Source organism: Streptomyces sp. AA4, from assembly GCF_000158875.1.
Taxonomy (GTDB): Bacteria; Actinomycetota; Actinomycetes; order Mycobacteriales; family Pseudonocardiaceae; genus Amycolatopsis.
The window spans coordinates 5,788,521-5,802,066 of the sequence record NZ_GG657746.1 but is presented as its reverse complement, the minus strand read 5'-3'; the positions used below and the strand labels follow the sequence as shown (position 1 = coordinate 5,802,066).

General features: G+C 69.5%; 12 protein-coding genes. 4 read left to right on the top strand and 8 right to left on the bottom strand.

The window, feature by feature from the left end; all coding sequences use genetic code 11:
- The first annotated feature begins 73 nt into the window (after positions 1-73).
- Both obgE and proB read left to right on the top strand, forming a co-directional pair.
- Positions 74-1,597, top strand: coding sequence for a GTPase ObgE (gene obgE / locus SSMG_RS26530; protein ID WP_009081080.1), 1,524 nt, complete (start codon positions 74-76; stop codon positions 1,595-1,597).
- Positions 1,594-2,700 carry a glutamate 5-kinase gene (gene proB / locus SSMG_RS26525; RefSeq protein WP_009081078.1) on the top strand — a complete coding sequence of 369 codons (1,107 nt, stop codon included), beginning with the start codon at positions 1,594-1,596 and terminating at the stop codon, positions 2,698-2,700. Before obgE ends, proB begins: the two co-directional genes overlap by 4 nt.
- On the opposite strand, the gene SSMG_RS26520 is transcribed toward proB, so the two are convergent.
- Positions 2,697-3,320, bottom strand: a complete 624-nt coding sequence (locus tag SSMG_RS26520; RefSeq protein WP_009081075.1) for a TetR/AcrR family transcriptional regulator — start codon at positions 3,318-3,320, stop codon at positions 2,697-2,699. The genes proB and SSMG_RS26520 overlap by 4 nt on opposite strands.
- Positions 3,321-3,411: 91 nt before the next feature.
- Between SSMG_RS26520 and SSMG_RS26515 the strand changes: the two genes are divergently transcribed.
- Positions 3,412-4,656, top strand: a complete 1,245-nt coding sequence (locus tag SSMG_RS26515; RefSeq protein ID WP_009081073.1) for an NAD(P)/FAD-dependent oxidoreductase — start codon at positions 3,412-3,414, stop codon at positions 4,654-4,656.
- Between the two features lie 2 nt (positions 4,657-4,658).
- On the opposite strand, the gene SSMG_RS26510 is transcribed toward SSMG_RS26515, so the two are convergent.
- The 5 genes from SSMG_RS26510 to SSMG_RS26490 are packed head-to-tail and all read right to left on the bottom strand — an operon-like array spanning position 4,659 to position 9,481.
- A complete protein-coding gene (locus tag SSMG_RS26510; protein ID WP_009081071.1) occupies positions 4,659-5,126 on the bottom strand; it encodes a hypothetical protein in 468 nt (155 codons plus the stop codon).
- A gap of 28 nt (positions 5,127-5,154) precedes the next feature.
- The gene (locus tag SSMG_RS26505) at positions 5,155-6,780 is read right to left on the bottom strand and encodes an AMP-binding protein (protein ID WP_009081069.1); all 1,626 of its coding nucleotides are present in this window, start codon (positions 6,778-6,780) and stop codon (positions 5,155-5,157) included.
- A 13-nt stretch (positions 6,781-6,793) separates the two neighbouring features.
- Entirely contained in the window at positions 6,794-7,528 is a 735-nt protein-coding gene (locus SSMG_RS26500) for an SDR family NAD(P)-dependent oxidoreductase (RefSeq protein ID WP_009081067.1), read from the bottom strand.
- Positions 7,529-7,538: 10 nt separating this feature from the next.
- Positions 7,539-8,684 carry an acyl-CoA dehydrogenase family protein gene (locus SSMG_RS26495; protein WP_009081065.1) on the bottom strand — a complete coding sequence of 382 codons (1,146 nt, stop codon included), beginning with the start codon at positions 8,682-8,684 and terminating at the stop codon, positions 7,539-7,541.
- Between the two features lie 2 nt (positions 8,685-8,686).
- Positions 8,687-9,481, bottom strand: a complete 795-nt coding sequence (locus SSMG_RS26490; RefSeq protein ID WP_009081064.1) for an enoyl-CoA hydratase-related protein — start codon at positions 9,479-9,481, stop codon at positions 8,687-8,689.
- 115 nt (positions 9,482-9,596) lie between these two features.
- Here SSMG_RS26490 and SSMG_RS26485 point away from each other — a divergent pair, with 115 nt between their 5' ends.
- Positions 9,597-10,223 (top strand): TetR/AcrR family transcriptional regulator, encoded by a 627-nt coding sequence (locus SSMG_RS26485; RefSeq protein WP_009081063.1) that lies wholly within the window; start codon positions 9,597-9,599, stop codon positions 10,221-10,223.
- 1 nt (position 10,224) lies between these two features.
- Here the strand turns inward: SSMG_RS26485 and argS are convergent, their stop codons facing one another.
- Positions 10,225-11,943: an arginine--tRNA ligase gene (gene argS / locus SSMG_RS26480; RefSeq protein WP_009081062.1), complete on the bottom strand. Its 1,719-nt coding sequence runs from the start codon at positions 11,941-11,943 to the stop codon at positions 10,225-10,227.
- Between the two features lie 57 nt (positions 11,944-12,000).
- Positions 12,001-13,290 carry an MFS transporter gene (locus tag SSMG_RS26475; RefSeq protein WP_009081061.1) on the bottom strand — a complete coding sequence of 430 codons (1,290 nt, stop codon included), beginning with the start codon at positions 13,288-13,290 and terminating at the stop codon, positions 12,001-12,003.
- Between the last annotated feature and the right edge of the window lie 256 nt (positions 13,291-13,546).

The window sequence follows — 13,546 nt, the reverse complement described above, 5'->3', positions numbered from 1 at the left end:
GGAATAACTCCGGCACCACCCCTCGTTTGTTTTTGTCCGGATACTTTTTTCGCACGTGAAGTGAGGCAGAACCATGGCGTCCCGGTTCGTGGACCGCGCGGTCATCCATCTGACCGCCGGGGACGGGGGAAACGGCTGTGCCTCGGTGCACCGCGAAAAGTTCAAGCCGCTCGGCGGCCCGGACGGCGGCAACGGCGGCAACGGCGGTGACGTCACGCTCGTCGTCGACGCCAACGTGCACACCCTCCTCGACTTCCACTTCCGTCCGCACGCCCGCGCCGGCAACGGCAAAATGGGCATGGGCAGCAACCGCAACGGCGCCGCGGGCGAGGGCCTCGAGATGAAGGTCCCGCCGGGCACCGTCGTGTTCACCGAGGACGGCGAACTCGTCGCGGACCTCACCACCCCCGGCACCCGGTTCGTCGCCGCGCAGGGCGGCCGCGGCGGGCTCGGCAACGCCGCGCTCGCGTCGAAGGCCCGCAAGGCGCCCGGGTTCGCGCTGCTCGGCGAGCCCGGCGAGAGCCGCAACCTCGTGCTGGAGCTGCGTTCGGTCGCCGACGTCGGCCTGCTCGGCTTCCCGTCCGCGGGCAAGTCGTCGCTGATTTCCGTGCTGTCCGCGGCGAAGCCGAAGATCGCCGACTACCCGTTCACCACGCTCGTGCCGAACCTCGGCGTCATCACCGCCGGGTCGTCGGTGTTCACCATGGCCGACGTGCCGGGCCTGATCCCGGGCGCGTCCGAGGGCCGCGGCCTCGGACTGGACTTCCTGCGCCACATCGAACGCTGCGCCGTGCTGGTGCACGTGGTCGACTGCGCGACGCTGGAGCCCGGCCGCGATCCGCTGTCCGATGTGGACGCTCTCGAGGAGGAGCTGGCCCGCTACACACCGGGGCTGGGCGGCAAGCTCGAGGAACGCCCGCGCGTGGTGGTGCTGAACAAGATCGACATCCCGGAAGCCGCCGAGCTGGCCGAGTTCGTGCGCCCCGACCTGGAGGCTCGCGGGCTGCGCGTGTTCGAGGTGTCCACCGCTTCGCGCAAGGGCCTCAAGGAGCTGACCTTCGCGCTGGCGGAGGTCGTCGAGGCTTACCGCGAGGCGCAGCCGGTGCTGGAGCCGGAGAAAATCGTGCTGCACCCGCACGCGATCGACGACAGCGGGTTCACCGTCGAGCGCGATCCGGAGGAGGAAGGCGGGTTCATCGTCCGCGGGTCGCGCCCCGAGCGGTGGATTCGGCAGACGAACTTCGCCAACGACGAGGCCGTCGGCTACCTCGCGGACCGGCTCAACCGGCTCGGCGTCGAGGAGGCGCTGGCGAAGAACGGCGCCCGCCCGGGCAGCCCGGTCACCATCGGCGACATCCAGTTCGAATGGCAGCCCTCGACCCCGGGCGTCGCGGTGCACCTGTCCGGCCGCGGCACGGACGTGCGGCTGGAGCGCACCGACCGCGTCAGCGCGTCCGAGCGCAAGGAAGCCCGCCGCGTGCGCCGCGACGGCACCGGCGAGGACGAGGACCTGGTCGAAGAGGAGGCCGCCCCGTCCGTCGACGCCGAACTGGACGACGTGTGGGACGACGAGGAGCAGGCGGAGCGCGACCGGTGAGCGGCACGCGGCAGGAGATCGCGGAAGCCCGCCGGCTGGTCGTCAAGGTCGGGTCCTCGGCATTGACCACCGCGGGCAGCGGACTCGACGTGGCTCGCCTGGACGCGCTCGTCGACGCCATCGCGGACCGCGTGGCCCGCGACGCGCAGATCGTCCTCGTGTCCTCGGGCGCGATCGGCGCCGGGCTCGCGCCGTTGAAGCTGGGCAAACGCCCGCGCGACCTGGCCACCCAGCAGGCCGCGGCGAGCGTCGGACAGCTCGCGCTGGCGCACGCGTACGCGGAATCGTTCGGCCGTTATTCGCTGACGGTCGGGCAGGTGCTGCTCACTTCGGACGACGTCGTCCGCCGCGCGCACTACCGCAACGCACAACGCACGTTCTCCCGCCTGCTCGCGCTCGGCGCGGTGCCGGTCGTGAACGAGAACGACACCGTTGCCACGCAAGAGATCCGCTTCGGCGACAACGACCGGCTCGCTGCTTTGGTGGCGCACCTCGTCGGCGCCGACGCACTGGTCCTGCTGTCCGATGTAGACGGTCTGTACGACGGCGACCCGCGCGACGGCGCGACCCGCAAGATCACCGAGGTGCGCGGCGAGTCCGATGTGGAGGGCATCGCGGTCGGCATGTCGTCCTCGGGCCTGGGTACCGGCGGCATGGTCTCGAAGCTGTCCGCGGCGCGCACCGCGGCCGGCGCCGGAATCCCGGTGCTGCTGGCCGCTGCCGCCGACGCCGGGGACGCGCTGCGCGAGGCGAACGTCGGCACCGCGTTCGCGCCCGCCGACACCCGCCTGTCCGCCCGCCGCTTCTGGCTCGGGTACGCCGCCGACACCTCCGGCCGCCTCCGCCTGGACGACGGCGCGGTCCGCGCGATCCTCCGCCGCCGCTCGCTGCTGGCAGCGGGAATCACCGGCGTGGACGGCGATTTCGAAGCAGGCGACGTCGTGGACCTGGTGGACGCGGCAGACGTCCCGGTAGCGCGCGGCGTGGTGGGCTTCGACGCGGGGGAGCTGCCTGCGTTGATCGGACGGTCGAGCCACGAGGTCCCGGTGGAGCATCGCCGGGAGGTCGTCCACGCGGACGATCTCGTCCCGCTCCGCCGCTAAGACCCCGCGAGATGCCGAGCCACCCGGGCCAACTGCTCGGCGTAATACTCCACAAAGGACTCTGACGACGGGTCCTCCCCGGTGAGCGCTTCCGCGACCCGGGGCAGCGCCGTCGGTGCGCTGGCCGCCGCCATCAGCATCAGGAGCAGCGTCTTCGGGTCCACATCGGACGGAAAGTCGCCCGCTTCCTGCCGCGCGCGCATGTACTTGAGCTGGCCTTGCAGGAACTCGCGCTGCGCCTGCGCGCCCGCTCCGTTCGAGGCGCCCTCGGCCATGTTCTCCCGCAGGAACAACCGGGCCTGGTCCTGGTCGGAGAGCCCGCTCCGGGCGAAGTCCGCGAGCACGTCCGCGAGCGGACGGTCCGGAGTGGTCATCGACGAGAACCCGGCGAATGGTTCGCTCGCGACCTCGGTGTACAGCCCTTCCTTGCCGCCGAAGTAGTAAGAGATCAGCTGTTTGTTCACCCCGGCGCGCTGGGCGATGTCGCTGACCCGCGCGGCCGCGTACCCCTTGCTGCCGAATTCGGCTTTCGCCGCCTCGAAAATGCGAGCCTTCGTGCGTTCGGGATCGCGCTGACGCTCGCCAGGGCGCGGCGCGCGGCGCGGGGTCGTCTCGGACACCTCAGCAGCCTAACCGACGGATAATCATCCTGTGGGTTGACGTAATCATCTGCATGGATGATTCTGGATCCAGTCGAGGAGAGGAACGACCGTGAAGAAGATCAAGGTGGCGGTAGTGGGCGGCGGCACCGGCGGACTGTGCCTGGCGCACGGCCTGTCCCGGGCGGGGATCGAGGTGGCGGTGTACGAGCGCAGCCGCACGCGGACCGAGCGGCTGCAGGGCTACCGCGTGCACATCGCGCCGATGGGCTCCGCCGCGCTGCACGAGTGCCTTCCGCCGGCGGCGTGGGAGCGGTTCCTGGCCACCACGGGGGCAAGCGAGGGCACGTTCGGTTTCGTCACCGAGAAGATGCGCGAGTTGGCGGCCTTCGACCCGCCGCCCAGCTCGAATCCGGCCGCCGCGCACCATTCGGTCAGCCGGATTTCGCTGCACCAGGTGCTGTCGTCCGGACTGGACGGAATCCTCTGGTACGACAAGGAATTCGTGCGCTACGAGACCGATGCCAAAGGCGTCGGCCTGCATTTCGCGGACGGCACCACTGCCGAGGCGGATCTGGTCGTCGGCGCGGACGGCGCGAGTTCCCGGGTCCGCGCGCAGTTGTTGCCGCACGCGAAGCGGGTCGACACCGGAATCCGGAACGTCATCGGCAAATTCCCGCTGACCGAAGAGTCCCGCGCGCTGCTTCCGCGACGACTGGCGACCGCCCCGACGCTCGTGCTGCCGCCGGCGGGCTGCGGGATGTTCACCGCACCGCACGAATTCCCGGCCGCTTCGGTCAACGACGAGACCGCGACCGTCGACCCGGTGCTGTTCGACAACACCAGCAGCTACGTGATGTGGACCTACGGCGCGAAAGCCACGCATTTCCCGGCCGGCCTCGCCGAATTGGACCCTCCCGCGCTCCGTGCGCTGATTCTCGACCGGCTCCGCGACTGGCATCCCGCGTTCAGCCGCCTGGTGCGGGATTCGCCGGACGCGACGGTGGCCGTGCTGCCGATCCGCACGTCGGTGCCGGTCCGCGAGTGGGAAACCGGTCCGGTCACCCTGCTCGGCGACGCCGTGCACAGCATGACGCCCTTCCGCGGCATCGGCGCGAACATCGCCCTCCGTGACGCACAAGTGTTGTGCCGCAACCTTTCCCGCGGCGGCGACGTGACCGCCGCAGTGGCCGACTACGAGCGGCAGATGCGGAAGTACGCGTACCCGCAGGTGCGCGGTTCGCTGCGCAGCGCCGGACAGTTCGTCACCGAGAGCCGCTTCAGTCGCGGAGTCATGCGTGCGTCGATGGCCGCGGTGGGAGCGGGACTTTCGCTGCGGCGGAGGCTGCGCCGCTGACCTCAGCCCGCGCTGTACCAGCGTCCGCCCGGCGGCATGGCGTACTCCGTGTACAGAAGTGCGGCCAGGGTTTGCCATCCGGTTTCGTCCGCGGTGAACGTTCGGCCGCCCGGCGCGATCAGCACGGCCTGGCCGCTCGCGTCGGCGACGAGCGAGATCGGCACTCGGTACTCGTCGTAGTCGTGCCGCACGAGCCAGCGCCACCCGATCGTGAACCGGCGGCGCGTGGGCACCGGGCAACGCTCGGCAATCCCGGGGCCTTCGATTGTCCACAACGGAATCACCCGCAGTCCGGCGAGGTGCACGAGCTGTGGTTTCTTGCCGTCCGGTTCGAAGCGGTAGTACGGACGCTTGCACCACCGCTCCCAGCGCAGCCGTCGCCGTTCGCGCCGGATCGGGCCGCGCAGCCGGGAGACTGCTTCCTCGACCAGCGCGAGGGCGCGGGTGTAGTCGGGATCGTCGCGGGACACGAGATTCTCCCCTCTCTCGCGCCCGAAGCTACTGAAGCGGCTGGGGACCGGTCCCGCTCTGTTTGTCCACCAGCGCGCGGAGCTGGAACTTCTGGATTTTGCCGCTGGCGGTCCGGGGAAGGTCCGGAAACAGCTCCACGCGCTCCGGCCAGTACTGTTTGGCGACGCCCTTCTCGGCGAGAAAGCCGCGCAGCTTCTCCAGATCCAAGGAAGCACCGGGGGTGAGCACGAGGCAGGCGCACGCGCGTTCCTGCAGCCGCGGATCGGCGACCGCGACCACGGCGACCGCCTCGACGTCCGGGTGTTCGTAAAGGACGTTCTCCACGTACGCGACCGGGATGTTCTCTCCGCCGCGGATGATCACGTCCTTGGTGCGGCCGGCGATGCGGAGATAGCCGTCGGCGTCGACAGCCGCGAGGTCGCCGGTGTCGAACCAATCGCCGGTGAAACTCTCGCGGGCCAGCTCGAGCCGTTCCGCGTAGCCGACGAACAGGAACGGCCCGGCGACCTGCAGCCGGCCCTCGGCGCCCGGCGGCAGTTCGGTCCCGTCCGCGTCGACGACCCGGATCCGCATTCCGGGCCACGGATAACCGTCGGTGTCGATCAGCTTGTCGTCCGGATCGCCCGGGATGCCGAGCGTGACCAGCGCGTCCTCGCTCTGCCCCCAGCCGCCGAGCACGACGAGTCCGGGGAGTTTCCGGCGTGCCTGCCGCACGAGCGCGCGGGGGATCGGCGCGCCCATGCAGCAGAACCGTTGCAGGGAGCTGAGATCGTGCTCGGCGAGATTCGGTGCGGACAACAGGTCGTGCAGGAACGGCGTGGCGGCGGAGGTGTAGGTGATGCCGTGTTCGGCGACCAGCTCCACGAACCGCGCGGCATCCCACACGTCTTGCAACACGCACGTCGCACCGTTCTGCACGCCGAGCCTTGCGCCGTAAAGGAAACCAGTGAGATGCGCGAGCGTCGAAGCCATGTGCAGGACGCTGTCGGAGGTGATGCCGAGTCGCTGGGGGAGCGGATTGTTCGCCGCGACCGCGGTGTTGTGGGTGTGCATCACGCCCTTGGGCTCGCCGGTGGTGCCGGAGGTGAAGATCAGCAGGGTGACGTCGTTGGGATCCGGCCGCCAGGACGGCAGTTCGCGCCGTTGCTCCCAGGGCGTCGCGGCGAACTCGTCCCAGGACGACCCGACCACCAGCACGTGCTCCAGTTCCGGCCACTGCGGACGGAGCCGCCGCGCCATCGCCGGATAGTCGAAACCGCGGAATTCCCGCGGGATCACCAGGACTTTTGACCTCGCGAGCGCCACCATGAAGCCGACCTCGCGGTCCCGGTAGATCGGGATGAGGGGATTGCTGACCGCGCCGATCCGGCTCGCCGCGTAGTGCACGACGATCCACTCGATCCGGTTCGGCAGCTGGAACGACACGACGTCGCCGGGCCGGACGCCCAGTTCCAGCAGCCCGAGCGCGCACCGGTCGACCTCCCGTTTGAGCTGGCCGAACGTGATGCTGCGCTGCGAATCGACGAACGCGGTCTTGTCCGGCGCGGCCGCGGCGGCGTCGTCGAGGTAGTCGGTGATGGTCCGGTTCACCCAGTACCCGGCGCGGGTGTGGGCTTCGATCGTCTCGTCGTCGAGGATCGTCGCGAACGGCATGGCGGGCTCCGGGTCAGCTCATCGTGAGGCCGCCGCTGACGCTGACGGTCTGGCCGGTGACGTAGGCGGCCTCGTCGGAGGCCAGGAAGGCGACCACGTTCGCGATGTCGGACGGCTGCGCGAGCCGGCGGAACGGGATGGCTTTCGTCAGCGCTTCGCGCAGTTTCGGGTTGTCGCCGCCGAGCGAGGCGAACAGTTGGGTGTCGGCAGGACCGGGACAGACGACGTTGGCGTTGACCGTGTTGCGCGCCAGTTCCCGGGCGATCGACTTCGTGAACGCGATGATGCCGCCCTTCGCCGCCGAGTACACCGCCTCGCCCGACGAGCCGACCCGACCGGCGTCGGAGGCGATGTTGACCACCGAGCCGAAGCCCTGCTCGACCATCACCGGCAGCACCTCGCGGCACGTGTTGAGCACGCCGTAGAGGTTGATCTGCACGACGCGGTCCCAATCGGCGCGATCGGACTCCACGAACGGGCCGGCTTTGTCCCATCCGGCGTTGTTGACCAGCACGTCGATCCGGCCGAACTGCGCGCGGACCTGCTCGACCGCGGCGGCGACGGATTCCGGCGAGGTCACGTCGGTCTTTATGCCGATCCCGCCGATCGCGGCCGCGGTTTCCTTCGCCGTGGTCTCGTTGAGGTCGCTGACCACGACGGTCGCGCCCTCGGCGGCCAGCTTCTCGGCGATGCCGCGGCCGATGCCCTGACCTGCGCCGGTCACGATGATGACTTTGTCCTTCAGCATGTTTTCTCCATCAGGGTGCGTAGGCGCGGCCCAGCAGGTTGCGCGCGATGACAAGCTTCGACACCTGCGCGGTGCCGTCGCCGATTTCGAGGCCGATCACGTCGCGAAGCCGTTGCCCGACCGGGCTTTCGCTGGAGTACCCGAGGTGCCCGAACGTCAGGAGGCACTGGTGGATCGTCTCGGCGGCGAGCTTCGGCGCCCAGAACTTCGCCATCGCGGCCTCGGTGCTGTGCTCGACGTCGTTGTCCTTGCGCCACAACGCCTCGTAACAGACGTGCCGGGCGCCACGCAGGTACGTCGCCTGCTCGGCGAGCGGGAACGCGACACCCTGGAAGGTGCCGATCGGACTGCCGAACGCCTCGCGGTCGCGGGACCACTGCAGTGCCTCGTCGAGCGAAACCTGTGCTGCGCCAAGGCAAGCGAGCCCGATGATCGCGCGTGAATAGTCGAAGCCCTGCATCACGGAGACGAACCCGTGGCCTTCGCCGCCGACCAACGCTTCCTTCGGGACGGGCAGTCCGTCGAAGTGCAGGGAGGCCCGGCCGATCGCCCGGCTGCCGAGGTCGTCGAACGCCGCCCGCGAGACGTACGCGTCGTCCAGTTCGACCCAGAACGCGCTTACCCCGCGGGCGCCGGGGCCGCCGGTGCGGGCGAGCACGAGCGCGACGTCGGCGGACATGCCCAGCGTGATCGACGTTTTCTCGCCGGTGAGCCGCCAGCCGGCCCCGTCCGGCTCGGCCTTCATCTCCAGCGTCGCGGCGTCCGTGCCGTGCCCGGGTTCGGTGATGCAGAACGCGGGCACGACTTCGCCGGACGCGATCGGCGGCAGCCACGCCGCCTGCTGCTCCTCGGTCGCGTTGCGGGTGAGGATGTCGCTGACCAGCGCGCTGACGATGATCAGGTAAGCCGCGTTGAAGTCGCCGCGCGCGACCTCCTCGGCCGCCATCCCGGCGACGACCGCGCTGGCCTCCTGGCCGCCGTGCCGTTCCGGGATGCGCAGGCCGGTCAGGCCCATCGAGGCCAGGTCCGCGACGAGCTGCGGGCGCAACGTCGCCGCCTTGTCGTCGGATTGATAGTGCGGCGCAAGGACTTTGATGGCGAACCGGCGCAGTTCTTGCCGGTAGGCGTCCTCGTCGTCGGTGAACGCGAAATCCATCGTCAGTGCCAGTTCACGTGCGAGACGAAGTCCGGCTTGCGCTTCTCCGCAAACGCTTGCGCGCCCTCCAGGCCCTCCGGCGAGGCGGTGAACAGGTCGAGCGCGGACATGGCCAAATTGGACAGTCCGGCCTGGTGGTCGGTGTCCGCGTTGAAGGACTGCTTGAGAAACCGCAGGGCGGTCGGGCTTTTCTCGGCGGCCTCCTCGGCCCACGCCTTGGCGGTCTTGAGCAGCTCGCCTGGCGGGACGACCGCATTGACCAGGCCCATCCGCTCCGCCTCGGCCGCGTCGTACTGGCGGCAGAAGAACCAGATCTCGCGCGCCTTCTTCTCGCCGACGACGCGCGCGAGATACGCCGAACCGAACCCGGCGTCGAACGACCCGACCCGCGGCCCGGCCTGGCCGAACCGCGCGGTTTCGCTGGCGATCGTGACGTCGCACAGGACGTGCAGCACGTGCCCGCCGCCGATCGCGACCCCGTTGACCGCGGCGATCACCGGCTTCGGGATGTCGCGGATGACCTTGTGCAGGTTGCCGATCTCGAACATGCCGCTCTCGGTCGGGCCGTAGTCGCCCGTCTCCGCGCGCTGTTTGACGTCGCCGCCGGTGCAGAACGCCTTCTCGCCGGCCCCGGTGAGGATCACCGCCTGGACCTGCTTGTCCGCCCACGCCAAGCGGAAGGCCTTGATCAGCTCGTCGACCGTCCGCCCGCGGAAGGCGTTGTAGCGCTCCGGCCGGTCGATCGTGATGACCGCGGCCGGACCGTCGATTTCGTACCGGATGTCCTCGAACTCCATCGTCCGCTCCCGTCTGTCGTCTGACCACGGTGACAAAATTTGACTGTTGAGTCAAGAGTTGAACTCATGGTCAACCGGTAGGCTTCCGGGACAGCGGAAAACCGGGAGGAGCAGGATGGGCGCGGTGAAACCGCCGTCCGAGCGCGTGCGGCGCAAGCGGGGCAAGCGGATCCAGGAGATCCTGACGGCGGCGGCCGAGCTGTTCGGCGAGCGCGGCTACGACGCGGTGAGCCTGGAGCACGTCGCCGAGCGCCTCGACGTCACGAAGGGCTCGCTGTACTACTACTTCTCCAGCAAGGACGAGCTGGGCACGGCGGCGATCGAGACGCTCGGCGACGAGTGGACGGCCCGGCTGGAGCAACTGCTCGAGCGCACTGAGGGCACGCCGGAGGTCCGATTGCGCGCGCTCATCCACGAGCACGTCACGATCGCGGTCAACGACTATCCGGCGGCGCTGCGGCTGTTCCTGATGCCGCGCGAATGGCCGAGCGCGCAACGCGAGCGCATCAAGGAACTCCGCCTCCGCCACGACGCGCTGTTCCGCGCGCTGATCGAAGAAGGCCTGGCGAGCGGCGAGTTCACCGTCACCAGCGTCGACACCGTGCTGCAGTGCATGCACGCCGCGATGAGCCAGGCGCCGACGTGGTGCGGTGAACTGCCGCCCGCCGCGCGGGGGAAAGCGGTGGCCGAGGTCGCCGACACGTTGATGGCGCTCGTCCACATCGGACAGTTCGGCCGGTGAGTCAGAGGCGGCGCGGGGCCTCGATGCCGAGCAACGCCAAGCCCTGCACGAGCGTGCGCGACGTGAGCTTGGCCAGCTGTACCCGCGAAGCCCGCAGCTCCGGCGTTTCCGCGGTCAGCACCGGGCACTGTTCGTAGAAGCGCGAGAACGTGACCGCGGTGTCGTACAGGTACGTACAGAGCTTGTGCGGCGCGTACGCGGATGTCGCCGCGCTGATCGCTTCGCTGAACCGCAGCAGCGTCAGCGCGAGCGCGCGTTCCGCCGGTTCTTGAAGCACGACTGGCGCGTTGTCGTCGGTTTCGCCTGCTTTGGCGAGAATCGACTCGATCCGCGCGTGCGCGTACTGCAGGTAGACGGACGTGTTGCCGTCCTTGGCGAGCATGCGGTCCCAGTCGAACACGTAGTCGCGCTCGCGGTCGCTGGACAGGTCGGCGTACTTCACCGCGCCGATTCCGACTGCGCGCGCGACCTCCCGCTGCTCTTCCTCGCTGAGTTCACTGCGCTCGGCAACGACTTCCGCGGCCTGCGCGACCGCTTCGTCGAGCAGGTTGGCGAGCTTGATCGTCTCGCCGGCGCGGGTGCGCATCACCTTGCCGTCCGCGCCGAGGATCGAGCCGAACCCGATGTGCTCGGCGTGCACGCCGTCGAGCCAGCCGGCCGCGCGGGCCACCGCGAAGATCATCGCGAAATGCTGTGCCTGCGGGGTGCCGACGACGTACAGCAGGTCGGTCGCGCCGCGTTCCGCGGTCCAGTACCGGATGGTGGCGAGGTCGGTGGCCGCGTAGCCGTAGCCGCCGTCGCGCTTGCGGACGATGAGCGGGAGCCGGTCGCCTTCGCGGTTGGCGAAGCCTTCGGGGAACACACAGACCGCGCCGTCGCTGATTTCGGTCAGCCCGTCGGCTTCGAGTTCGTCGACGACCTCGCCCAGGTACGGGTTGTAGAAGCTCTCGCCGTAGATGTCGTCGTCGGTGAGCGTGATGCCGAGTTGGCGGTAGGCCGCGTTGAAGTGCCTTGTCGACTCGTCGACCAGTTCCTGCCAGAAGGCGAGCGTGTCCGGGTCGCCGCTCTGGAGCTTCACGACGCGCTCGCGGGAGCGGGTCGCGAAGGCCTCGTCGGCGTCGAACTTCCGGCGCGCGGCCTGGTAGAACGCGTTGAGGTCGCTGCGGTCGCCGGACGGTTCGTCCAGGTGGTGCTCGATGAGCATGCCGAACGGCGTGCCCCAGTCGCCGAGGTGGTTGTGCGGCAGCACCTCGTGCCCGACGACGCGCAGCAGCCTGCTGATCGCGTCGCCGAGCACCGTGGAGCGCAGGTGCCCGACGTGCATTTCCTTGGCCACGTTGGGACTGCTGTAATCGAGCGCGACCCGGCGCGGCTGCTCGGTTTCCGGGACGCCCAGCCGGTCGTCGCGCGCCTGCTCGGCGACGCGCTGCTCGAGCCATTCGCGGCGCAGCACGAAGTTCAGGAACCCGGGCCCGGCGATCTCGGGCCGGTCGGCGACGCCGTCCAGCTCCAGGTTCTCGACGATCCCGGCCGCGACCTCGCGCGGCGGTTTGCCGAGCCGCTTGCCGAGGCTCATCGCCAGGTTGCACTGGTAGTCGACACCGTCGCGAGTGGACACCGCGACGAGCGCCGCGGACGGGTCGAGGTCGACGTCGAACGCGCGGCGGAGCGCGGCCACCACGCGTCGGGCCAGTTCCTCACTAACCTCGGGCTTGCGCACGGTGTCCCTCCTTCGCGTAGTCGATCGGTGAAGCCTACCGACCGCGCGCGAACGGGTTTACCGCAGTTCGCTGCCCTTCGTTTCGGGCATCCGGAGGATCACGACGAACGCGATCACGGCTCCGCCCGCGACGTACCAGAAGAAGGCCGTGGCCGCGCCCGCCGCGGACAGCGCGCTGAGCACGAGCGGCGCGGTGCCGCCGAACACGGCGACGGTCAGGTTGTACCAGGCGCCGATGCCGAGCCCGCGCAGTTCGGTGGGGAAGAGCTCGCTCATGATCGCCGGCGCGAGCGAGGTCATCGCGGTGTAGAGCGCGAGGCCGACACAGAACACGATGAGCAGATTCCCGATCCCGGGCCGCACGAGGTAGGAGAGCGGCACGATCACCAGCGCGGTCGCCGCGGACCAGACGAGCAGCTGAGGCCGCCGCCCGTACCGGTCGGCGAGCGCGCCCATCGGGTACTGGAGGACGACGAACAGCGCGGTCGCGACGGAAAGCGCGAGGAACGTGTCGACGTCGTTCGCGCCGCGCCCCTTGACCGCGAACGACGGGAGGGCGCTGAAGAACGTGTAGTAGCACAGCGTGTTGAGCATCGAGAACCCGATGAGCTGCCCGACCGCGCGCGGATGCTGGGTGATCGTGGTGAGCAACGGCCGCCGAACTTGTCGTGCGACGTCCTTTTTCTCGTGGTACAGCTCGGTTTCCGCGAGACTGCGGCGCAGCCACAGCCCGACCAGTCCGAGCACGCCGCCGAGCAGGAACGGAATCCGCCAGCCGAACGAGGTGAGGTGCGCCTTGTCCATGGTGCGGGCGAGCACGAAGCCGAGGACGGTCGCGATGAGGACGGCGGACCCGGTGGAAATGTAGAAGAAGGCGGAGTACCGCCCCCGCCGCTCCTTGGGCGCGACCTCGCCGAGGTACGCGGAAGCGTTCGACACCTCGCCGCCGAGCGAAAGCCCCTGCGCGATCCGCGCGAGCAGCAGGAGGATCGGAGCCAGCCAGCCGACCTGCGCGAACGTGGGAAGCACCCCGATCGCGACGGACCCGCCCGCCATCAGCGAAATGGTGAGGATCATGGCGGGCTTGCGCCCGTGCACGTCGGCGAACCGCCCGAGCAGCACGCCGCCGAGCGGCCGGAAGAAGAACGCGAGCGCGTAGGTGGCGAACGTGTTGATCAGGGCGAGCGTTTCGTTGCCGGGAGGGAAGAACGCGCCGGCGAAGTAGATGCTGAAGGTCGCGTAGATCGTCCAGTCGAACCACTCGAGCGCGTTGCCCGCACTGGCAGCGAACAACTTCCGCACCGGCAACCGATGCCGGGCAACGCCTTCGGTCGCAGGACCGGCCATCGGCAACCTCCACACGTCCGCACGGGTGGAACGGGACTTTGCCAGAAATGCCCGGAGATCGGTAGATCTCGGCAAAGGATGGCAGTTAGTGCATGTCCCACTGCGGTGGGTGATGCGGGAGTGCTTTGGCCGCAGGGGATCGTGCGGTGATCCGGGAGACGGCGCGGATAGCTGCCGTACCCGGGACGGGTCGTTGCGCGGCCGGTTGCCGTGCGGGGACGGGCGACGGACGCGGGTGACGGCCGGAGATTGAGCG